The organism is Comamonas sp. AG1104, from assembly GCF_003350425.1.
GTDB lineage: Bacteria > Pseudomonadota > Gammaproteobacteria > Burkholderiales > Burkholderiaceae_C > Comamonas > Comamonas testosteroni.
Genome location: NZ_QQAS01000002.1, coordinates 96,594 through 117,428 on the forward strand (window position 1 = coordinate 96,594; position 20,835 = coordinate 117,428).

Genomic DNA, 20,835 nt, shown 5'->3' on the forward strand with positions numbered 1-20,835 from the left:
CTATGGGTCGATAATCAGGCGGTTTTCATCCCACAAATCAATATGACTGCACCTCTGGACATTGTCGTCATGGCTGCCGGCAAAGGCACCCGCATGAAAAGCCGCCATCCCAAGGTGCTGCAAAAGCTGGCTGGTCGCGCCCTGTTGCAGCATGTGCTGGATACCGCTGCTCAGCTCAAGGCTCGCTCGGCCGTGGTGGTGACGGGCCATGGTGCTGCGGAAGTGGAAGCGGCCATCGCCGCTGCCAATGGCGCGAGTGGCGCCCATGGTGCAATGGACCTGAAGTTTGTGCGCCAGGAGCCCCAGCTGGGCACCGGCCATGCCGTGCAGCAGGCCGTGCCTGCGCTCAAGGACGATGGCCTGGTCGTGGTGCTGTCGGGTGATGTGCCGCTGACCCAGGCCGACACGCTGCAAGGTCTGCTCGATGCTGCGGGCAGCGACAAGATGGCGCTGCTGACCGTGACCATGGCCGATCCCACGGGCTACGGCCGCATCGTGCGAAACGATGCCGGCACGGTGCAGCGCATCGTCGAGCAAAAGGATGCCAGTGAAGCCGAGCGCGCCATCACCGAGATCTACAGCGGCATCATGGCCGTGCCCGCCAGGCATCTGACGGCATGGCTGGCCAAGCTCGACAACAACAATGCCCAGGGCGAGTACTACCTGACCGATATCGTCGCCATGGCCGTGGCCGACGGCGTGCCCGTGGTGGGCCACCGCATCGCCGATGCGCTGCAGGTGGCGGGCGTCAACAGTCCGCTGCAACTGGCAGAGCTGGAGCGGGCTCACCAGCTGCGCCAGGCGCGTGGGCTGATGGAGCAGGGCGTGCGCATGGCCGATCCTGCGCGCTTCGACCTGCGTGACGATGCTCGCGGCACCAAGGCCAGCCTGAGCTGCGGCCAGGATGTGGAAATCGACGTGAACTGCATCTTTGCCGGCAAGGTGACGATTGGTGCCGGCGCCAGGATCGGCGCCAACTGCCACCTCAGCAATGTGAGCATTGCCGACGATGCCGTGATCCACCCCTTCACCCACATCGATGGCGAGAAGGCCGGTGTGGAAGTGGGCCAGGGCGCGCTGGTCGGCCCGTTTGCCCGCCTGCGCCCCGGCGCCAGGCTGGGCCGCGAAGTGCATATCGGCAACTTCGTGGAAGTGAAGAACTCCGTCCTGGCCGACGGTGCCAAGGCCAATCACCTGGCCTATCTGGGCGATGCCACGGTGGGCGAGCGCGTGAACTATGGTGCAGGCAGCATCACCGCCAACTATGACGGTGTGAACAAGCACCGCACCGTGATCGAGGCCGATGTGCATATCGGCAGCAACTGCGTGCTGGTGGCTCCCGTGACGATTGCCGCCGGCGGCACGGTGGGCGGTGGCTCCACCGTGACCAAGAACACCGAGGCAGGAGCGTTGACGGTAGGACGCGGCAGGCAGGTCAGCATCCGCAACTGGAAGCGCCCCGAGAAGCTGCCCAAAGCCTGATGGAACCCATGCAGCCAGTGGTTGAAAGCAAGGTGCCTCGGACTTTGGACGAGGCGCTGGCGCTGCTTGCGAGGCGCGAGGCCGAGCTGGCTGCCTTGCGCTCGGCCCAGCAGGAATGGGTGCATGCGGTTTCGCATGATCTGCGGGCCCCGCTGCGCCATCTGCTGGCTTTCAACCCGTTGATTGCGGAATTGCTGCAGTCCCCCAGCCCTGGTGTCGAGGACCTGGAAGAGGCGCGCAGCTTTTTGCAGACCATGGACCAGTCCGCCCAGCGCATGGCGGCCATGTTCGACGGTTTGCTGCAGCTGGCACGGGCCCAGCGCCATGTGCTGCAGCCGCAGCCCGTGGACTTGCAGGCCTTGCTGCTCGGTATTGGGCAGCGTTTGCAGGCGGACTCGCAAGGCCGAAGCATCGAGTGGTGTCTGCCTGCTGCAGCGCCCATGTTGCTGGCAGATCCTCATCTGCTGGAGCAGGCTTTGAGCGCAGCTCTCGCCAATGCCGTCAAGTTCACGCGCGCCATGCCGCTGGCACGCATTCAGGTCGATGTGCAGCGTGACGGGCAAGGCGGTTGCTGCGTCTCGGTGACGGACAACGGAGTCGGCTTCGAGCAGGCGCGCGCGGGCAAGCTGTTTGGCGTCTTTCAGCGCATGCATCGCGAAGCCGAGTTCGAGGGTCTGGGCATCGGCCTGGCGCTGGTGCGCGACGTCTGTCGTCGCCATGGCGGCGAGGCGGAAATCCAGGCTCAGCTCAATGCGGGATGCCAGTTGCAGATGCACTGGCCCACCTGCCTGCCCTGAGTGGTCAGACCACGTCGCGGTCCAGGCTTTCCTGTCCGGAACTCGCCGGGCTGATTCGCGTGGATTCCGGTCGCATGGGCATGGTCGAGGGACTGTGCTGCCGCTCGGGTTGCTGCGTGGCATCCATCACCTGGTCGCGCCCGCCGCTCTTGGCGCTGTAGAGCGCGCTGTCGGCCGCTTTGATCCATTCGGTCACCGAGCCAAAACTGTCATCGGCTGCGGCAACGCCGATGCTTGCGCTGATGTGCAGCTGTGGATATTCGCGAATGCGTATCTGCGCAATTTTTTCGCAAATACGCATGGCGACCGAATATGCCTCCTTGGCCGTGGTGTGTTTGCAAAGCACGGTGAATTCATCGCCGCCGTAGCGCCCTGCAATATCGTTGCTGCGCAGGCTGTTTCTAATCGCCAGCCCGATCATTTTCAAAACTTCGTCGCCCACAATATGGCCGTACAGATCATTCACGCTTTTGAAACGGTCAATGTCAATCACCAGCAGGCAGGTCTGCTCCTTGACGGTGCGGTGCTGGTGCAGCGCGGCACGGGCTTTTTTCCACCAGTAATCGCGGCTGTATACCGTGGTCAGCGGATCAATGCGCCCCAGTAACTTGAGCTGCAGGTTCTGCCTGGCCAGAGTCTTGAGCATTCGGCTGTTGGACCAGCTTGCATAGGCGCTGTGCAAAATGATCAGCGGCAGCAGGCTGAGCTGCACCGCCAGTGGTGCGTCCCATTGCGGGGTGGGCGTTATGGCGATGCTCATGAACAGCATGCCGCACAGCAGCGCGATCAAGGAAGGCAGCCAGCGGCGCTTCAAACCGGTATAGAAGCGGTCGGCCACGCCGATGGCCAGAATGCAGATGCTGGGCAGCAGGCTCCAGTGCATCAGAGAAATCCAGCAGCCGACGATCAGCGCATCTATCAGAGAATTGAAATACTCCGCATGGAACTGATCCTGTTGCCGGCTTGAATGCAAAAAAGCAATATGCGGCCATAGCAGCGCACTGACCGCCGTGAATGCCCACCAGGCGAGATTGGTCGGGAGATATGACAGGCTTGCAGCCACCACTGCTCCGCCCAGTGCCATATAAGAGGCGCGCAGAGGGTAGGTCCGGCGGTGAATATCTCGATGCAAGGGCATCTGGTGGAATTGGCTTAAGTCAAGGTTGCGAGAATAATCTAATTAATACAATTTGTATCAATTATTGAGGAGCTTGCGCGGCATCCGCACCACACATGGCAGCTCAAAAATAAAGGCGTGCAAGTCACTAGTGATTGGGGACGGGCAAGGGCAGTGCGGTAGTGAATTTGGCCCGCTTGATGCTGAAGAAGGCTTTGACATTGCGCACATTGGCATCCTGCGTGAACAGCTTCTGGCTCAATGCCAGGTAGGCTGGCATATCGATGCTGGCAATGACGAGGATGAAGTCGGGGCCGGGAGAGACGCGCCAGCATTGCTGCACGCCGGGCTCGGCCACGGCCTTGTGCTCGAATTGCAGCAGTGAGCTGCTGTCCTGCCGGTCCAGCGAGACTTCCACAATGGCCTGCAGGCCATGACCGGTGAGGCGGGCGATGTGTTCGCTGCTGAGGATGGCGACCTGTTTCTCAATCAGGCCCAGCTCCTGCAGGCGCTTGACCCGGCGCAGGCAGGTAGGGGCAGACAGGTCGAGATGCCGGGCCAGGGCCTGGTTGCTCAGGCTGGCATCCAGCTGCAATTGCCGTAGCAGTTGCAAGTCGATGTCGTCCAGGTTGATGGAATTTTCATTCATTTAAATGAATTTTATTGAATAAATATTCAATATTATGATTTGATGAAATTTTCAGTCATTACGTTGTTCTTATTGATTGAAAATTTCTTATCGCAACCGTTAGCATGCTCGCTCAAACAACCTAAGGTGTACCTCTATGTGTGGCATTGTTGCTGCGGTGTCTCATCGCAATATCGTTCCGGTTCTGGTCCAGGGTCTGCAGCGACTTGAGTATCGCGGTTATGACTCCTGTGGTGTGGCTGTACAGGCAGCAGATGCCAATGGCTTGAGCCAGGGCTTGCAGCGTGCGCGCTCCACAGCCCGCGTGGCCGAGCTGATGGAGCAGGTCAAGACCGAGCATGTGGAAGGTTTCACCGGCATTGCCCATACCCGCTGGGCGACTCACGGCGAGCCTGCGGTGCGCAATGCCCACCCCCACTTCAGCCATGGCCCCGGCATCTCGCCCGTGGCCGATGCCGATGCGCCGGCACGGGTGGCACTGGTGCACAACGGCATCATCGAGAACTACGAAGCCCTGCGTGCCGAGTTGCAGGCCAAGGGCTATGTATTTGCCAGCCAGACCGACACCGAGGTCATTGCCCATCTGGTGGACAGCCTCTACAACGGGGATCTTTTCGAAGCGGTGCAGGCCGCCACGGCTCGCCTGCATGGCGCCTATGCGATTGGCGTGATGCACCGGGATGAGCCTCGCCGTGTGGTGGGTGCTCGTGCCGGCTCGCCGCTGATTCTGGGTGTGGGCAAGGACGGCGCAGAACACTTCCTGGCCAGCGATGCAATGGCGCTGGCGGGTGTGACCGACCAGATCGTGTACCTGGAAGAGGGCGATCTGATCGATCTGCAGCCGGGACGCTACTGGGTCATCAGCAAGAGCGGCGAGCGCCTGACAGAGCAGCAGCGGCCGGTCAGAACCGTGATGGCACACAGCGGCGCAGCCGAACTGGGCCCTTATCGCCACTATATGCAGAAGGAAATCTTCGAGCAGCCGCGCGCTTTGGGCGATACGCTGGAAGGCCTCAAGAACATTGCCCCCGAGCTGTTTGACGGGGTCACTTCGGAAGGCAAGACCGGCGCGGCGGCCTGGCGAGTATTCAAGGAGATTGACCGGGTCCTGATTCTGGCCTGCGGCACCAGCTATTACAGCGGCTGCACGGCCAAGTACTGGATAGAGGCGATTGCCGGTATTCCCTGCAATGTGGAAGTGGCCAGCGAGTACCGCTACCGCACCAGCGTGCCCGATCCCAAGACGCTGATCGTGACCATCAGCCAGTCGGGCGAGACGGCCGACACGCTGGCGGCCCTGCGCCATGCCCAGAGCCTGGGCATGAAGCACAGCCTGACCATCTGCAATGTGGCCACCAGCGCCATGGTGCGCGAGTGCGAGCTGGCCTATATCACGCGCGCCGGCGTGGAAATCGGCGTGGCATCGACCAAGGCCTTCACGACACAGCTTGCAGGTCTGTTCCTGCTGACGCTGGCGCTGGCTCAGTCCAAGGGTCGTCTCACCGAAGAGAAGGAGCAGCAATATCTGACTGCCATGCGCCACCTTCCCGTTGCACTGCAATCCGTGCTGGCGCTGGAGCCGCAAATCATCAGCTGGGCTGAAGACTTCGCCAAAAAGGAAAATGCGCTGTTCCTGGGTCGCGGCATTCACTACCCCATTGCACTGGAAGGTGCGCTCAAGCTCAAGGAAATCAGCTACATCCACGCCGAGGCCTATCCCGCCGGTGAGCTCAAGCATGGCCCGCTGGCACTGGTGGACAGCCAGATGCCTGTGGTCACCGTGGCGCCCAACGACGAACTGCTGGAAAAGCTCAAGAGCAATATGCAGGAAGTGCGTGCCCGCGGCGGTGTTCTCTATGTGCTGGCCGATGCCAAGACCAATATCGAAAGCAGCGAAGGCATGCATGTGATTCGCATGCCCGAGAACTATGGTGCCCTGAGCCCCATCCTGCACGTGGTGCCGCTGCAGCTGCTGGCCTATCACACGGCGGTGGCACGCGGCACCGATGTGGACAAGCCGCGCAACCTGGCCAAGTCGGTCACGGTGGAATAAGCCTATTGCTTCGTGCCACAAAAAAGCGCTCCAAGGGAGCGCTTTTTGGTTTGGGCGTGGCAGGTGGATGGCTGGCTTCAGCGCTGGCTAGACTCCTGCTGCCTTGAAGACCCGGCGCAGTACCTGCATGGGCAGAAATTTAACGCGGCGGCGTTTGAGTTCATGTCGGTAGAGGCGCTCCCTCTCAATGAAGTTGATTTTTTCTTTCATTGCGATGTGTCTGGATGGCTAACCCAACTAATCTAACAGCGTAGTGTGCATTTTTCGTAACACCCTGTCAGAGGGATTCGGCATCCACATTCCGGCGCTGAAGCCTGCATGTTCTGGCATGCATGCAGCCATCCTGGCGCACCTATGACAAACGCCCCTTTCGGGGCGTTTGTGCACAACGATATTGCTTACATATTATTGGGCAGCACGGTCACGATCTGCGGGAAGAACCACAGGATGACCAGTGCCAGCACCATCAGCAGGAAGTATGGTGCGCAGACGCGGGCCAGATAGGTGATCTGCTTGCCCGTCATGCCCTGGAGCACGAACAGGTTGAAGCCCACCGGTGGCGTGATCTGGGCGGTCTCCACAGTGATCACGAGGAAGATGCCGAACCACAGGGGGTCGATGCCTGCGGCCTGGATGATGGGCAGAACCACGCTGGAGGTCAGCACAATGGTGGAGATGCCGTCCAGAAAGCAGCCGATGAGAATGTAGAACAGGCCCAGCACCGCAATCAGCATGGCAGGCGACAGGTTCAGGCTGCCCACGTATTCGGCCAGCTGGCGTGGCAGACCGATATAGCCCATGGACAAGGTCATGAAGGCTGCACCGGCGAGGATCAGCGCAATCATGCAGTACAGACGGGTGGCGCCGAACAGCGATTCCCTGAAGTTTTTCCAGGTCAGAGCTCCTTGCAGGGCCGACAGAATCAGTGCTCCCATCACGCCTATGCCGGCCGCTTCGGTCGCCGTGGCAATGCCGCTGTAGATGCTGGCAATCACGCCCGAGATCAGCAGTACGACGGGGATCAGGTGGCGCGACTCGTAGACTTTTTGCCTGAAGCTCATGGAGTTGTCGGCCTTGGGCACCTTGTCCGGGTTCATCAAGGCCCAGACCACGATCCAGCCGCTGAACATCAGGGCCAGCATGATGCCTGGCAGCACGCCCGCCATGAAGAGCTTGGAGATCGACAGCTCGGCCGACACGCCATAGACGATCAAGATAATGGAGGGCGGGATCAGCAGACCCAGTGTGGCGGGGCCGCCCAGCGAGCCGATCACCATGTTCTCGGGATAGCCGCGTTTGCGCAGCTCGGGCACATTCATCTTGCCCACGGTGGCGCAGGTGGCGGCCGAGGAGCCGGACACTGCCGCAAAAATCGTGCAGCCGATGACATTGGTGTGCAGCAGGCGGCCCGGCAGCGCATTGACCCAGGGTGCCAGACCGCGAAACATGCTCTCGGACAGATTGGTGCGGTAGAGAATCTCGCCCATCCAGACAAACAGCGGCAGAGCCGTCAAGGTCCAGCTGCTGGCCGAGCCCCAGATGGTCATGGCCATGGCATCGCCCGCAGCGCGCGCGGTGAAGAACTCCATGCCGAACCAGGCTACGCCTGCCAGCGTCAGTCCGACCCAGACACCGCCGCCAAGCAGGATCAGCAGCACCACAATCAGTGCAATGCTTGCGGTGATTTCATTCATGAGGGGTTCCCTCCTTCTCTACCGCCTTGCGTTTGCCCAGCAGCTCCAGCACCAGCTCGTCGCAGAACGCGATGAAGAAAACAATCGTTCCCAGAGCCATGAAAATCTGCGGAATCCACAGCGGTGTGGCGTCTATGCCCACGGAGATGTCTTCGATCTCCCAGGACTGCCACACCAGACGCGCGGAATAGAAAGCCAGAAAGGCCGAAAGAATGGTGGCGACGCCAAGGGCGGTCAATTCCAGCGCCTTGTAGGCCTTGCCCTTGAGCGCGCCCAGAAGCAGGGTGACGCGGATATGTTCACCTTTCTTCAAGGTGCTGGCCAGGGCCATGAAGCCGGCGCCCGCCATGGCGTAGCCTGCGTAGGCATCGGTGCCCGGGGCACTGAAGCCAAAGAGTCGGCTGGTGATGGTCAGCAGCACCATCGCCAGCACGCCGATCATGGCGATGCCTGCAAGCCAGGCACTGCCTTCATATAAACCATTGAGTAACTTGCGCATGCTTGTCTTCCTGAACGGATGAGGCCATCCGCCGCCAGCCCGATGCCGGAACTGGACGGGCGGACGCGACCTGCGCCTTACTTGCCAGCCTTGTAGCCGTCGAGAATGGCCTGGCCGTCAGCACCGGCCTTGTCCGTCCATTCCTTGATCACGGTCGCACCGATCTTGCCCAGGTCGGCCTTGAGCTGGGCGGAGGGCTGCTCGACCTGCATGCCGCCTTGCTTGAGGGCGGCTATCGAGCGCGCATCCACTTCCCTGGACTCTTTCCAGCCGCGCTGCTCGGCGGCAGCAGCGGCCTTGAGCACGGCTTCCTGCGTGCTCTTGTCCAGTGCGCCAAAGGCTTTCTTGCTCACGGTCACGGCATTCTTGGGAATCCAGGCCTGCACGTTGTAGTAGTACTTCAGGCTTTCAAACAGCTTGTTGTCGGCGCCGGTCGCGCTGGAAGTGATCAGGCCATCCACCACGCCGGTAGCCAGAGCCTGGGACAGCTCTGCCTCCTGCACGGTCACGGGCTGGGCGCCGATCAGCTCGCCAATGCGGGCCGTGGTCGGCGAGTAGACGCGCCACTTCATGCCCTTGAGATCGGCTGCGGAGCTGACGGGCTTTTTGGTGTAGATGCCCTGGGGCGGCCAGGCCACGGAATACAGCAGCACCTGCCCCTGCTTGTCCAGCAGCTTTTGCAGCGCGGGTTTCTGAGCCTGGTAGAGCTTGTAGGCATCCTCATAGTTGCTCACCAGGAACGGGAGTCCGTCGGTGCCGAAGATCTGCGACTCGTTCTGAAAGCTCACCAGAAAGAACTCGCCCATCTGTGCATTGCCGGTTTGCACGGCACGCTTGATTTCGGGCATCTTGAACAGCGATGCACCAAAGTGCGGCGTGATCTTGAGCTTGCCGCCCGTGGCGGCATCCACATCCTTCACAAACAGTTCGTTGTTCTTGGAGTGAAAGTTTCCAGGCCCGTATGCGGTGGCGAAATCCCACTTGGTTTGTGCCATGGCATGACCGGCAATGCCGATGCCGGCGAGCAAGGTGGCGGTGGCGCAGAAAAGGCGACGCTTCATGAAAACTCCTTGGATAAGAGATGCGGACGAATGAACTCAGGCAAGAGTTGTGCCAAAAGTAGCATTTGTCTCAACAAACATCCATGAGGGATTTCAACGAGTTTTTATAAAGCGTAGGGCGTTTTCTTTCTTGTCTCCATTGAGTTGGTTGTGATTGTTGAACAAAAAATTTCAGGGAGCCTTGATGCCCGCCTCTGCCAGACGCCGGGCATAGGCGGCCAGAATGATGCGCTCCGAGTGCACCAGATAGGCACTGAGTTCCTGCGCCGCCTCTGCGGGCCTGCCGGCTTCGAAGATCTGCAGGATCTTCAGGTTCATGCCTACATAGGGGGCATGCAGGAAATGCGGGTCGCGCAGCAGGCCGAAGGCCAGGCGCAGCTCCGCCAGCAGATGCGAGAACATCTCGTTGAGGCGTTCGCTGTCGGCCAGGGCCACGATGGCTTTGTGAAACGCCATATTGGCGGTGCCCACCTCGGACCAGTCTTCGGCCTCGCTGTGTCGCTGGCCGCTTTCCACGGCCTCGCGCATCCGCGTCAGCGCCGGGTGCATGGGGTAAGCCTGTGCAAGGGCCTGGCACTCGATCATGCGCCGCACGCGATAGATGTCGATGATGGAGGCCATGCTGGGCACGGCCACCGATACGCCCTTGTTGGGCTCGTGTACCAGCAGACCTTCCTTGGTCAGCATGCGGAACACCTCGCGCAAGGTGTTGCGCGAAATATCCAGCGCTTCGCTGAGTGCCGCTTCGGACAGTCGCTGGCCCGGGCTCAGCACGCCCTTGACCAGCTGGCTGCGTATTTCTTCGGCGATGCGTTCGGTCAGGTTCTGAACCTCTGCGGCGACTTTCATGGCGTTCCCTTTTGGCTGTCGCCAGAGTGTAGCCATCGTTCTGTTGGCTCAGAGAAATCCAAAAGAGTGGCGCGACCTAGGGTTTGCTCTATTACAAAGTCTATTTGTTCTGCAAACAATTTCATTTGTGGAATCAATCTAAATGGATTGTTCAACAATTTGGGGAATGAAGCAGGTCTGAAACAGAGCTGCCCAGCCTTCCTCAAAAGAGCTGGGCGGGGTTGCCGATAGCGTTCCCGTCTTTGGTAGAGCCCGCCGCGCAGCGGATCAGGGCGTGATTTCCGGAGGCTTCCATGCCTGTAGACGTAAACCTGTGGCCGCTGATCGGCGTGCTCATCATCATTGCCGGCTTCGCGCTGCGCTTTAACCCCATGCTGGTGGTCATCGTGACCGCCATCGGTACAGCCTTTGCCGCGGGCTTTCCGCTGGACAAGGTTCTGGCCGCCATCGGGACCGGCTTCATCAAGACCCGCAACCTGCCGCTCATCATCTTGCTGCCGCTGGCCGTGATCGGCCTGCTGGAGCGCCATGGCCTGCGTCAGCACGCGCAGAACTGGATCAGCTCCATCAAGTCGGCCACAGCCGGCCGTCTGCTGATCGTCTACCTGGCAGCGCGTCAGCTCACGGCAGCCATCGGCCTGACCAGCCTCGGCGGGCATCCCCAGATGGTGCGTCCGCTGCTGGCCCCCATGGCCGAAGGCGCGACGGAAAACCGCTACGGCAAGCTGTCGGGCAAGGTGCGCGAGAAGCTGCGTGCCATGTCGGCTGCCACGGACAACGTGGGTCTGTTCTTTGGTGAGGACATCTTCGTGGCCTTCGGTGCGATCGTGCTGATGACCACCTTCCTGAAGGAGGCGGGCATCGAGGTCGAGCCGATCCATGTCGCGCTGTGGGGCATTCCCACGGCCATCTCGGCATTTGCCATCCATGCCTTGCGCCTGCATCGCCTGGACAAGCAACTGGCGCGTGAAATTGCTGCGGAAAAGAAAGTTGCCCAGGGAGAACAGGCATGACCATCACCATTCAATACCTGTACTACCTCGTCGGCCTGGTGCTGGCGGTGACGGCCGTGATGACGCTGCGCGACGGCAGCAACCCGCGCCGTTTCTCGGCGGGCCTGTTCTGGGCGCTGTACGCGCTGGTGTTCCTCGTCGGTGATCTGCTGCCGCCCGTATGGGTGGGAGCGGTCGCGGTCGTCATGGCCCTGATTGCCGGCTTCGGCGGCGTGATGGGCGGCAAGCACCAGCCGCGCACCGATGCGCAGTACCTGGAAAGCGCCAAGCGCCTGGGCAACAAGCTGTTCGTGCCGGCGCTGGCCATCCCGCTGATCACCATGGTAGGCACGCTGTCTGCCAAGCATCTGGTCTTTGGCGGCACTCCCCTGATCGACCCCAAGAACAGCACGCTGGTCAGTCTGGGCATCGGCTGCGTGATCGCGCTGGTGCTGGCCTGCAAGATGACACGCGAGACCCCCGTGCAGGGCCTGCGCGAGTCGCGCCGCCTGATCGACGCACTGGGCTGGGCCCTGGTACTGCCGCAGATGCTGGGCATGCTGGGCCTGGTGTTCTCGGATGCCGGCGTGGGCAAGGCAGTGGCCTATGTGACCACTACCTACATCAACATGGATGTGCGCTTTGTGGCCGTGGCCGTGTATGTGATCGGCATGGCGCTGTTCACCGTCATCATGGGCAATGGCTTTGCGGCCTTTCCGGTGATGACGGGCGGTGTGGGCGTGCCCGTGCTGGTTGGCGTCTACCATGGTGACCCGGCCGTGATGGCTGCGGTCGGCATGCTGTCGGGCTACTGCGGCACCTTGCTGACGCCCATGGCGGCCAACTTCAACCTGGTGCCCGCAGCACTGCTGGAAATTGACAAAAATGCCGTCATCCGTGCGCAGGTTCCCACGGCCATCACGCTGCTGATCGTCAATGTGTTCCTGCTCAACTTCCTGATGTTCCGATAAGAGAGAGTTGCCATGACTGCCGCTGCCAAGCGAATCCTGCTGACCGGCTTTGAGCCCTTCGATAAAGATAGCGTCAACCCATCGTGGGAAGTGGCGCGCGCGCTGGACGGCGAGCTGATCGCGGATGGCGTGGTGCATGCCGTGCAACTGCCCTGCGTGTTTGGCGCGGCCATGGCGACGCTGGATGAGGCGCTGGCGCGGCTGCAGCCCGCGCTCATCATCAGCCTGGGGCTGGCCGGTGGGCGCTCGGAAATCACGCCGGAGCGCGTGGCCATCAATATCGACGATGCCCGCATTCCGGACAACGCGGGCCATCAGCCCGTCGATCAGTGCGTGGTGCGCGATGCGCCCGCAGCCTATTTCTCGACCCTGCCGATCAAGGCCATGGTGCGCCATCTGCGGGACGCGGGCATTCCGGCTTCTGTATCGAACACGGCGGGCACTTTTGTCTGCAACCATGTGTTCTATGCCCTGATGCACAGGCTGTCGCGCCGTGCGGGCCCCGGCGTGCGCGGCGGCTTTATTCACATACCCGCGCTGCCGCAGCAGGCCGCGCGCCAGCCAGGCATGGCCAGCATGGCGCTGGAGACACAGATTCAGGGCATACGCACAGCCATTCATACGGCCATGACGGTGCAGCAGGATCTGCAGGAACACGCAGGTCAGCTGCATTGATGCCGACCGGGAGACGAATGATGAAAATGGATTTGAACAGCGATCTGGGCGAGAGCTTCGGCGCCTGGCGCATGGGCGACGATGCGGCCATGCTGGACATCGTCAGCAGCGCCAATGTGGCTTGCGGCTTTCATGCTGGCGACCCGGCCGGGATGCTGACCACGCTCAGGGCTGCCAAGGCGCGCGGCGTGGTTATCGGCGCACATGTGGCCTACCGCGACCTGTCGGGTTTCGGGCGTCGCAACATGGATGTGGCCAGCGGCGATCTGGTGGCCGACGTGATCTACCAGATCGGCGCCCTGCAAGGTCTGGCGCAGGCGGCCGGCACCAGCGTCCAGTATGTCAAGCCGCACGGCGCGCTCTACAACACCATTGCCCAGGACAAGCGCCAGGCCATGGATGTGATCAATGCCATCAAGGCCATCGATCCCAGGCTGGTGCTGATGGCGCTGGCAGGTGCGCCCCTGATCGACTGGGCCCGCGAGGCGGGCCTGAACGTAGTGGCCGAGGCCTTTGCCGATCGCGGCTATACGCCGGACGGCGCCCTGGTCTCGCGCCGCGAGCCTGGTGCCGTGCTGCACGACGAAAACCTGATTGCCCAGCGCATGCTGACGCTGGTGCGTGATGGTGTGATCGAGGCCGTGGACGGCTCTCTGGTGCGTGTGCAGGCCGATTCCATCTGCGTGCACGGCGACAGCCCCGGTGCCGTGGCCATTGCGCGCAACATCCGCCAGCGCTTCGAGCAAGAGGGCGTGCAGATCACCTCCTTTGTGGACACCGCGCCATGAGTGCCATGCGCTTTTTGCCCGTCAATCGCCACGCCATCCTGGTGGAGCTGGCCGACCTGCAGCAGACGCTGGTGCTGCTGGGCGCCTTGCAGGCACAGCCCATAGAAGGCGTGCAGGAGCTGGTGCCTGCCGCGCGTACCATTCTTGTGCAGTTTGCGCCCCATATCATCGGCGCGGCGCAACTGGTGCGGCGCATTGCCGAGTGCGACCTCAGCGGCAGCGTGCAGCGCTCGGACGTGCTGGTGCAGATTCCCGTGCGCTATGACGGCGAGGATCTCGCCGAAGTCGCCCAGATACTGGGCATCACGGCCGAAGAAGTGGTGCGCCGCCACACCGGCAGCGAATGGTCGGTGGCCTTTACCGGCTTCGCGCCGGGCTTTGCCTACCTGAGCGGCGGGGATCCCATCTTCAACGTGCCACGCCGTGCCACGCCGCGAACCAAGGTTCCGGCCGGTGCGGTGGCGCTGGCCGGCAGCTTCAGCGCGGTCTATCCACAGGCCAGCCCGGGCGGCTGGCAGATCATTGGCGTCACCGACGCCGCCATGTGGGATCTGGCGCGTGATCTGCCGGCTTTGCTGCAGCCCGGCTACCGCGTGCAGTTTGTCGATATTGCTATGCAAAAGGGAGCTTCTAGCGCTCTATTTAATTCGATTTCAGCTAGAAAAGTATCTGAAATCAATAAGGAGCATGCGCAAGCAGCTACGAATCTTGAGGCGAATGCCGGGGCCTTGCGTGTGCGCGCCACGGGTCTGCTCACGCTGTTCCAGGATATGGGGCGCCACGGCCAGGCCGGGCAGGGCGTTTCGGCCTCCGGAGCCATGGATCAGGCGGCGTTCAAGACGGCCAACCGGCTGGTCGGCAATGCCAGCCAGCTACCAGTGCTGGAGACGGTAGGCGGTGGCTTGTCGCTGCAAAGCGTGGGCGAGAACGTAGTGGCCGTGACCGGTGCAGAGGCGCCTCTTAGCATCATCACGGCCGACGGACGCCGCTGGTCTGCGCCGCGCTATGCCGCGATTGCGCTGGCCGATGGAGACACGCTGAGCCTTGCCCAGCCCGTGGCCGGTGCCCGCTGCTATGTGGCGGTGCGCGGCGGCTATGAGGTGGCGCCCGTGCTGGGCAGCGCTTCGACGGACACCCTGGCCCATGTCGGCCCGCCCGCCCTGCACAGCGGCCAGTTGCTGGCGGTGCAGACGGCACGCCATGCCGTGGTGGCCGAGCTGGCTCTGCCCGCGCAGGACCTGCCGGCCCCGGACGGCGAGGTGGTGCTGGATGTGGAGCTGGGCCCGCGCACCGACTGGTTCACGCCCGAGGCCGTGGCCTTGCTGGCGGCCCAGCGCTGGCAGGTCACGCCCCAGTCCAATCGCGTGGGCTTGCGCCTTGCCGGCGAGCAGGCGCTGACGCGCGCCGTGAGCAGCGAGCTGCCCAGCGAAGGCACTCCGCTGGGCGCCATCCAGGTCCCTGCCAGCGGCCAGCCCGTGCTGTTTCTGGCCGACCACCCCTTGACTGGCGGCTATCCCGTCATCGGCTGCGTGGCACCCCATCACCTGGACCTTGCGGGGCAGATTCCCGTAGGTGCCTGGATTCGTTTTAACCCTGTTCGTTCTTTTGAAGAACTCACACCCACTTTGTGAGGACCTTCCATGATTACCAAAGTTCTGATTGCCAACCGTGGCGAAAACTGCTGCGCAGCAGCGGTTTCACCAGATTGCCGGGCCTGCGCAGCAGGCAGCGGCGGTCTCGCATCCTTGTCTTGTGCTTCCTGAGGTGGCAACCATGATTAACAAAGTTCTGATTGCCAACCGTGGCGAGATCGCCGTGCGCATCGCGCGAGCCTGCGCCGACTATGGCGTGAAGTCCGTCGCCGTCTATGCCGATGCCGATATCGATGCCCTGCATGTGCGCCGTGCCGATGAAGCCTACGGCCTGGATGGCGACAAGAGCGCCGACACCTACCTGAACATCGCCAAGCTGATTGCGATTGCAAAGCGTTCGGGCGCTGACGCCGTTCATCCCGGCTATGGCTTTCTGTCCGAGAGCGAAGCCTTTGCGCAGGCCGTGCTGGATGCGGGTCTGATCTGGATCGGCCCGCGCCCCGACACCATTGCCAAGCTGGGCGACAAGGTCGAGGCGCGCAAGATTGCGCTGCAGGTCGGAGCGCCGCTGGTGGCCGGCACGCCCGATCCCGTCAAGGATGCCGACGAAGTGCTGGCCTTTGCCCAGCAGCATGGTCTGCCCATCATCATCAAGGCCGCTTTTGGCGGCGGTGGCCGTGGCATGAAGATCGCCTGGCGCATGGACGAAGTGGCCGAGCTGTATGCCTCTGCCGTGCGCGAGGCCGTGACGGCTTTCGGCCGCGGCGAATGCTTTGTGGAGCAGTTCCTCGACAAGCCGCGCCACATTGAGGCGCAGGTGATTGCCGACACGCACGGCAATGTGGTGGTGCTGGGCACGCGCGACTGTTCGCTGCAGCGCCGCAACCAGAAGCTGGTGGAAGAAGCGCCGGCACCCTTCATCACCGAGGCGCAGCGTGAACGCATTCACAGTGCGGCGAAGGCTATCTGTGTGCAGGCAGGCTATATCAGCGCCGGAACCGTGGAATTCCTGCTCAGCGGCAATGGCGCCATCTCCTTCCTCGAGGTCAATACCCGCTTGCAGGTCGAGCACACCGTGACCGAGGAAACCACGGGCATCGATCTGGTGCAGGAACAGCTGCGCGTGGCCGATGGCTTGCCACTGTCATTCACGCAGACTCCGCCGCCGCGCGCCCACTCCATCGAGTTCCGCATCAATGCCGAAGATGTGGGGCGCGGCTTTTTGCCTACCCCGGGTCTGATCACGCGTTTTGCCCCACCTTCGGGGCCGGGCGTGCGACTCGATTCGGGCGTCGAAACCGGCTCGGTGATCCCCGGAACGTTTGACTCCATGATGGCCAAGCTCATCGTCACCGGGGCCACGCGCGAGCAGGCCCTGGCCCGTGCGCGCCGCGCGCTGGCCGAGTTCCGCATCGAGGGCGTGGCTTCGGTGCTGCCCTTCCACAAGGCCGTGCTGAATCAGGCCGACTTCGTGGGGACGATGGGCTTCAATGTCCACACCCGCTGGATCGAGACCGAGTTTGCCGAGCCGCTGGCAGAGGCAGCCCGCGCCGAACCTGTGGCCGACACAAGCCTGCTGCGCACCGCCATCGAGATCGACGGCCGCCGCGTCCAGCTGGGCCTGCCCGCCATGCTGCTGCAAGGTCTGTCTGCGCCGACGACGGGCGTGGCTCAGGCCGCCGCGCAGCAAAGCGTGGACCCTGACGCGGTCATCTCGCCGATTGCCGGCAATCTGCATGCCTGGAAGGTTGCCGATGGCGATGAGGTCAAGGAAGGCGATGTGATCGCCGTGATGGAGGCCATGAAAATGGAAATGCAGGTCTCGGCCCACAAGAGCGGTCGTGTCACATTGGCCGCGCAGGCCGGCTCTGCGCAGACCTTGAGCGCCGTGATCGCGCATATCCGATAGACATAGCCAGCCCCGCTCGAAGCGCGACCTCTGTGTCGCGCTTTGTTTTTCTAGCCTCGTTTCACGCAGCTCATGGCCATGGCCACCAGTGCGTCGAGAAACTCGGGTGAGCGGGCCTGCTGCGGCACATCGTGCACGGCGCTGTGAATGATCTCGCGCAGGCCCTGGCCCAGCAGATAGGCAGCCAGTGGCAGGTTGTCGGTCTGTACCTGCGAGCCATGCATCTGCAGCAGTGGCAGCCAGGTGGTGTTGATGAATTCCTCCCGGCTGGCCTGCGGTGCATGCCACAGGCCCAGATGCAATGCCGTGCGATAGCGCGCATGGAAAGCATGGCTGAGCTGATGCAGGCGCTGCTCGACCCGAATCATGTTCGCAAAGATCTGGCGCAATATGGCTTCGAGCGGCAGACCCTGCAACTGCTCGCGCATCTGGAAAAGCTGCTCGGATTCCTGATTGAGCAGGCGTTCATACACTGCCGCAATCATGGACTCCTTGTTGGGAAAGTATTGATAGATGGAGCCCACGGCAGCACCCGAAACTTCTGCAATGCGATTGACCGTGAGAGCGTCCTCTCCCTCTTTTTCGAGAAGGCGCAAACAGGCTTCGGCAATGGCATCGACCAGCGCTCTGGAGCGTGCCTGTACAGGCTGTTTGCGCGGTTGCGGCAACTGGTCCTTTGGGCGTGGGGTGGTGGGCGCGTCCATGAAATGCAAGTCCTGTCCTCGGTTTATCTGTTGGTGCTGATTTTTTCTTTTTCCATCAATGACTTGCGACGTCTTTGAGGGGGCCGGAATGCGAGTGGAAAAACGCACTCCCTCTGCCTAGACTTTGTACCAGGCTGCTCACCATCCTAGCGCTAAGGAGCGGCCCGACAGAGCCTGAGGCAGACGCAGTGGAGGAGACAGAAGCACTGCACTCGGGCAAGACATTGCATAGAGGAGAAAGCCCATGTCATCCCCCATCTCGGTTCGGATTCTCGGCCCGCGCATCGGTGCCGAAGTGCTGAAGCTGGACCTGGCAGACCCGTTGTCTGCGCAAACCTTGCAGGAGTTGGAAGCCGCCCTGCTCAGACATGAAGCACTGGTGCTGCATGTGCCCGATATGACGCCCGACCAGCATCTGGCGATTGCCCGTCATTTTGGCGAGGCCGAAGTCCATACCTTCTATCCCAATCTGGGCCAGGGCTATGAGCAGATCACAGTCATAGACTCCAAGCTCGGCGACCGCGCCGATATGTGGCACCACGACGAGAGCTTTCTGCCCAGTCCGCCCATCGTCACCATGACCCATGCGCGCATCCTGCCGCCAACGGGAGGTGATACCTGCTGGATCAGCATGACCAGTGCCTACGATGCGCTGTCGCCGCAGATGAAGCAGTACCTCGATGGTCTGAGTGCCTGGCATGACATGAACAGCCCCATGACGGCGGCGCTGCAGCATGGCATCTGCACGCATGAGCGCTATGTGGAAGTGGTCGCGCAAAACCGTCGCCAGTTGCACCCCATGGTGCGAGTGCATCCGCTCACGGGGCGCAAGGCGCTCTACGTCAGCCCCACCTATGTCACGCATATAGATGGTCTGCCACAGGCCGAAAGCCGTGCCATCCTGGCCTATCTGCATGCGCACTGCATGCAGGTGGAGTTCCTGTTCAAGCACCGCTGGGCGCTGGGCGATATGGTGATCTGGGACAACCGCAGCGTGGTGCACAACGCCATCATGGACTATGCGCCGAACCAGCGTCGCATGCACCGGGCATCAGTGTTTGCACGCCAGGGCGTTGCCGCCCAGAAGCACCACGAACAGGAGGCAGCATGCGCCACGACGGAATAAACCAGGAGCTGCTGTCCAGATACGCGCCGCGTCCGGGCCGCAAGCCGCTGCTGCCAGCGCTCGGTGATCGCCAGCAGCTTGCGCTGTTGTGCCGCGTGCTCTCGCGCGAAGGCTATAACGACCATATCGCGGGCCACATCACGCTGCGCCTGGATGACGGCAGCTATCTTGCCAATCCCTGGGAGCTGACCTGGAGCGAGCTGACGGCCTCGGACATCCTGAGGCTGGATGCGCAAGGCCAGGTGATCGAGGGCGACTGGAACATCACTCCGGCCATCCGGCTGCACATGGACGTGCATGAAAAGCGCCACGATGTGCGCGTGGTCATCCACAACCATCCCGAATGGAGCTCGGTCTGGTCGGCCACGGGCAAGGTGCCGCCGGTGTATGACCAGACCTCGGCCCTGGTCGATACCGACCCCGTGGTCTATGACGAATACCGGGGCACGGTGGAGCAGCGCGAGCTGGGCAATGCCGTGGCCAGCGCATTGGGCCAGAGCAAATGGGCGTTGCTGGCCAATCATGGTGCGCTGGTGGTGGGCGAGAGCATTCGACAGGCGCATCTGCGTGCCATCACGCTGGAGTGGCGCTGCCGCCTGGCCTGGCGGGTGCAGGCGCTCGGTGGTGGCACCCCCTTGAGCGATGCAGTGATCCAGGCGACCGGAGCGCGCACCGACCTCAACGGCTTTCCCTTCCTCTGGGAGGCCATGTGCCGCGAGGAAATCCGCCGCGATCCCGGCGTGCTGGAGTAGGCCCGCTTTTGCTTTGCGCCCGCTGCTGGCGGGAAGCGAAGACTGCATCGATCAACCGGAAGCCCTCCCATGTCCATCCATGAATCACCGAATCCGCAGCGTCCCCTGCTGCTGCTTCACACGGCGCTGGCGCCAGCCATGCACGAGAGACTGCAGCGGCAGTTCGAGCTGCTTGAGGCAGCCGGGATCGGCAGCGCCCGGCGCAGCGAGCTGTGCGCTCAGGTGCGAGCCATGCTGTGCAATGCCCAGTCCATCGTCAGCAGAGAGCAGATGCGGCAGTGGCCGGCGCTGGAGCTGATCGTCGTCATCGGCGTGGGCCGGGACGGCATCGATCTCGATGCAGCCGCAGAACTGGGCATCAAGGTGAGCAAGGCGCCCGACGTCTGTGCCGAAGACATCGCCGATCACACGCTGGCCCTGCTGCTGGCGGCCACGCGGCAGATCGTGCAGGCCCATGAGTTTGTGCGGCAGGGGCGCTGGCTGCAAGGGCGGTATCCGCCCACCCTGCGCTTTTCGGGGCAACGCATGGGCATCGTCGGCCTGGGGCGCATTGGCCGTGCCGTGGCCAGGCGCTCGCAGGCCTTTGATATGTCGATTGCCTATACGGGACGCGCTCCCAAGAACGATGTGCCGTACCGCTGGTCTGACAGCGTGCTGGAGCTGGCCGCCGAGGTGGATTTTCTCGTGGTCTGCGCCAGCGGCGGGCCTGCAACCCGGGGACTGATCGATGCCCGCGTGCTGCAGGCCCTGGGGCCGCAGGGCGTGCTGGTGAACGTGGGGCGCGGCTCCATCGTCGATGAAGCGGCATTGCAGCAGGCTCTGCAGGAACGCACGATTGCGGCGGCGGCACTTGATGTGTTTGCACATGAGCCGCAAGTGCCCGAGGCCTTGATCGACCTGCCCAATGCGGTACTGACGCCGCACATGGCCAGCTCCACACGGCAAGGCCTGCAGGCCATGCTTGCACAGGCCGAGGCATGCCTGCTGCAGCACTTCGGACTGCCCGAAATCACAGATTGAACCGCCACAGGTTTTGCACCCTGCCAGTAGAGGTTTTTTGCCGAGGGCTTGACCTTTACATGATGTCAATCTCTACAGTTGCCTTCAACGTGAATGGAGAACGCG

Annotated in this window: 19 protein-coding genes; 12 read left to right on the plus strand and 7 right to left on the minus strand. The window is 62.3% G+C overall.

Annotation, left to right across the window (positions count from 1 at the left end):
- The first annotated feature begins 42 nt into the window (after positions 1–42).
- Both glmU and DFO48_RS05080 read left to right on the plus strand, forming a co-directional pair.
- On the plus strand, positions 43–1,482 hold the full coding sequence (gene glmU, locus DFO48_RS05075) for a bifunctional UDP-N-acetylglucosamine diphosphorylase/glucosamine-1-phosphate N-acetyltransferase GlmU (protein ID WP_114862762.1): 1,440 nt from the start codon (positions 43–45) through the stop codon (positions 1,480–1,482).
- Positions 1,482–2,279, plus strand: coding sequence for an ATP-binding protein (locus DFO48_RS05080; RefSeq protein WP_114862763.1), 798 nt, complete (start codon positions 1,482–1,484; stop codon positions 2,277–2,279). The genes glmU and DFO48_RS05080 overlap by 1 nt, the downstream gene beginning before the upstream one ends.
- A gap of 4 nt (positions 2,280–2,283) precedes the next feature.
- On the opposite strand, the gene DFO48_RS05085 is transcribed toward DFO48_RS05080, so the two are convergent.
- On the minus strand, positions 2,284–3,417 hold the full coding sequence (locus DFO48_RS05085) for a diguanylate cyclase AdrA (protein WP_034348140.1): 1,134 nt from the start codon (positions 3,415–3,417) through the stop codon (positions 2,284–2,286).
- Positions 3,418–3,544: 127 nt separating this feature from the next.
- Entirely contained in the window at positions 3,545–4,045 is a 501-nt protein-coding gene (locus DFO48_RS05090) for an Lrp/AsnC family transcriptional regulator (RefSeq protein WP_003073008.1), read from the minus strand.
- 136 nt (positions 4,046–4,181) lie between these two features.
- On the opposite strand from DFO48_RS05090, the gene glmS reads away from it, so the two are divergent.
- Entirely contained in the window at positions 4,182–6,098 is a 1,917-nt protein-coding gene (gene glmS / locus DFO48_RS05095; RefSeq protein ID WP_003073006.1) for a glutamine--fructose-6-phosphate transaminase (isomerizing), read from the plus strand.
- 398 nt (positions 6,099–6,496) lie between these two features.
- On the opposite strand, the gene DFO48_RS05100 is transcribed toward glmS, so the two are convergent.
- The 4 genes from DFO48_RS05100 to DFO48_RS05115 all read right to left on the minus strand — a co-directional run bounded on the left by DFO48_RS05100 (position 6,497) and on the right by DFO48_RS05115 (position 10,201).
- Positions 6,497–7,792, minus strand: coding sequence for a TRAP transporter large permease (locus tag DFO48_RS05100; protein WP_114862764.1), 1,296 nt, complete (start codon positions 7,790–7,792; stop codon positions 6,497–6,499).
- Positions 7,785–8,291 carry a TRAP transporter small permease gene (locus DFO48_RS05105; RefSeq protein WP_114862765.1) on the minus strand — a complete coding sequence of 169 codons (507 nt, stop codon included), beginning with the start codon at positions 8,289–8,291 and terminating at the stop codon, positions 7,785–7,787. Before DFO48_RS05105 ends, DFO48_RS05100 begins: the two co-directional genes overlap by 8 nt.
- Before the next feature lie 77 nt (positions 8,292–8,368).
- Positions 8,369–9,352 carry a TRAP transporter substrate-binding protein gene (locus DFO48_RS05110; protein WP_114862766.1) on the minus strand — a complete coding sequence of 328 codons (984 nt, stop codon included), beginning with the start codon at positions 9,350–9,352 and terminating at the stop codon, positions 8,369–8,371.
- Between the two features lie 171 nt (positions 9,353–9,523).
- On the minus strand, positions 9,524–10,201 hold the full coding sequence (locus DFO48_RS05115) for a GntR family transcriptional regulator (RefSeq protein WP_003074324.1): 678 nt from the start codon (positions 10,199–10,201) through the stop codon (positions 9,524–9,526).
- A 293-nt stretch (positions 10,202–10,494) separates the two neighbouring features.
- Between DFO48_RS05115 and DFO48_RS05120 the strand changes: the two genes are divergently transcribed.
- From DFO48_RS05120 to DFO48_RS05145, 6 genes are all read left to right on the plus strand, one after another.
- The gene (locus DFO48_RS05120; RefSeq protein ID WP_114862767.1) at positions 10,495–11,214 is read left to right on the plus strand and encodes a DUF969 domain-containing protein; all 720 of its coding nucleotides are present in this window, start codon (positions 10,495–10,497) and stop codon (positions 11,212–11,214) included.
- Positions 11,211–12,164 carry a DUF979 domain-containing protein gene (locus DFO48_RS05125; protein WP_114862768.1) on the plus strand — a complete coding sequence of 318 codons (954 nt, stop codon included), beginning with the start codon at positions 11,211–11,213 and terminating at the stop codon, positions 12,162–12,164. Before DFO48_RS05120 ends, DFO48_RS05125 begins: the two co-directional genes overlap by 4 nt.
- Positions 12,165–12,176: 12 nt before the next feature.
- Complete coding sequence (gene pcp / locus DFO48_RS05130) at positions 12,177–12,839, plus strand: pyroglutamyl-peptidase I (RefSeq protein ID WP_003074318.1); 663 nt, start codon at positions 12,177–12,179, stop codon at positions 12,837–12,839.
- A 20-nt stretch (positions 12,840–12,859) separates the two neighbouring features.
- Positions 12,860–13,627: a LamB/YcsF family protein gene (locus tag DFO48_RS05135; protein ID WP_003074316.1), complete on the plus strand. Its 768-nt coding sequence runs from the start codon at positions 12,860–12,862 to the stop codon at positions 13,625–13,627.
- 5 nt (positions 13,628–13,632) lie between these two features.
- A complete protein-coding gene (locus DFO48_RS05140) occupies positions 13,633–15,258 on the plus strand; it encodes an urea amidolyase family protein (protein WP_114863099.1) in 1,626 nt (541 codons plus the stop codon).
- Between the two features lie 145 nt (positions 15,259–15,403).
- Positions 15,404–17,128 (plus strand): biotin carboxylase N-terminal domain-containing protein, encoded by a 1,725-nt coding sequence (locus DFO48_RS05145; protein ID WP_114863100.1) that lies wholly within the window; start codon positions 15,404–15,406, stop codon positions 17,126–17,128.
- Between the two features lie 50 nt (positions 17,129–17,178).
- Here the strand turns inward: DFO48_RS05145 and DFO48_RS05150 are convergent, their stop codons facing one another.
- On the minus strand, positions 17,179–17,832 hold the full coding sequence (locus DFO48_RS05150) for a TetR/AcrR family transcriptional regulator (protein WP_003074311.1): 654 nt from the start codon (positions 17,830–17,832) through the stop codon (positions 17,179–17,181).
- A gap of 244 nt (positions 17,833–18,076) precedes the next feature.
- On the opposite strand from DFO48_RS05150, the gene DFO48_RS05155 reads away from it, so the two are divergent.
- The 3 genes from DFO48_RS05155 (at position 18,077) to DFO48_RS05165 (ending at position 20,730) form a co-directional block, all read left to right on the plus strand.
- Positions 18,077–18,958: a TauD/TfdA family dioxygenase gene (locus DFO48_RS05155; RefSeq protein WP_114862769.1), complete on the plus strand. Its 882-nt coding sequence runs from the start codon at positions 18,077–18,079 to the stop codon at positions 18,956–18,958.
- A complete protein-coding gene (locus DFO48_RS05160; RefSeq protein ID WP_003074307.1) occupies positions 18,940–19,710 on the plus strand; it encodes a class II aldolase/adducin family protein in 771 nt (256 codons plus the stop codon). The genes DFO48_RS05155 and DFO48_RS05160 overlap by 19 nt, the downstream gene beginning before the upstream one ends.
- 69 nt (positions 19,711–19,779) lie before the next feature.
- A complete protein-coding gene (locus tag DFO48_RS05165; protein ID WP_114862770.1) occupies positions 19,780–20,730 on the plus strand; it encodes a 2-hydroxyacid dehydrogenase in 951 nt (316 codons plus the stop codon).
- Positions 20,731–20,835: the final 105 nt, after the last annotated feature.

Excerpts from the sequence above, each read along its gene's own strand:
- glmU (WP_114862762.1), top strand. The coding sequence starts at position 43 with ATGACTGCACCTCTGGACATTGTCGTCATGGCTGCCGGCAAAGGCACC.
- DFO48_RS05080 (WP_114862763.1), top strand. The coding sequence starts at position 1,482 with ATGGAACCCATGCAGCCAGTGGTTGAAAGCAAGGTGCCTCGGACTTTG.
- DFO48_RS05085 (WP_034348140.1), bottom strand. The coding sequence starts at position 3,417 with ATGCCCTTGCATCGAGATATTCACCGCCGGACCTACCCTCTGCGCGCC.
- DFO48_RS05090 (WP_003073008.1), bottom strand. The coding sequence starts at position 4,045 with ATGAATGAAAATTCCATCAACCTGGACGACATCGACTTGCAACTGCTA.
- glmS (WP_003073006.1), top strand. The coding sequence starts at position 4,182 with ATGTGTGGCATTGTTGCTGCGGTGTCTCATCGCAATATCGTTCCGGTT.
- DFO48_RS05100 (WP_114862764.1), bottom strand. The coding sequence starts at position 7,792 with ATGAATGAAATCACCGCAAGCATTGCACTGATTGTGGTGCTGCTGATC.
- DFO48_RS05105 (WP_114862765.1), bottom strand. The coding sequence starts at position 8,291 with ATGCGCAAGTTACTCAATGGTTTATATGAAGGCAGTGCCTGGCTTGCA.
- DFO48_RS05110 (WP_114862766.1), bottom strand. The coding sequence starts at position 9,352 with ATGAAGCGTCGCCTTTTCTGCGCCACCGCCACCTTGCTCGCCGGCATC.
- DFO48_RS05115 (WP_003074324.1), bottom strand. The coding sequence starts at position 10,201 with ATGAAAGTCGCCGCAGAGGTTCAGAACCTGACCGAACGCATCGCCGAA.
- DFO48_RS05120 (WP_114862767.1), top strand. The coding sequence starts at position 10,495 with ATGCCTGTAGACGTAAACCTGTGGCCGCTGATCGGCGTGCTCATCATC.
- DFO48_RS05125 (WP_114862768.1), top strand. The coding sequence starts at position 11,211 with ATGACCATCACCATTCAATACCTGTACTACCTCGTCGGCCTGGTGCTG.
- pcp (WP_003074318.1), top strand. The coding sequence starts at position 12,177 with ATGACTGCCGCTGCCAAGCGAATCCTGCTGACCGGCTTTGAGCCCTTC.
- DFO48_RS05135 (WP_003074316.1), top strand. The coding sequence starts at position 12,860 with ATGAAAATGGATTTGAACAGCGATCTGGGCGAGAGCTTCGGCGCCTGG.
- DFO48_RS05140 (WP_114863099.1), top strand. The coding sequence starts at position 13,633 with ATGCGCTTTTTGCCCGTCAATCGCCACGCCATCCTGGTGGAGCTGGCC.
- DFO48_RS05150 (WP_003074311.1), bottom strand. The coding sequence starts at position 17,832 with ATGGACGCGCCCACCACCCCACGCCCAAAGGACCAGTTGCCGCAACCG.
- DFO48_RS05155 (WP_114862769.1), top strand. The coding sequence starts at position 18,077 with ATGTCATCCCCCATCTCGGTTCGGATTCTCGGCCCGCGCATCGGTGCC.
- DFO48_RS05160 (WP_003074307.1), top strand. The coding sequence starts at position 18,940 with ATGCGCCACGACGGAATAAACCAGGAGCTGCTGTCCAGATACGCGCCG.
- DFO48_RS05165 (WP_114862770.1), top strand. The coding sequence starts at position 19,780 with ATGTCCATCCATGAATCACCGAATCCGCAGCGTCCCCTGCTGCTGCTT.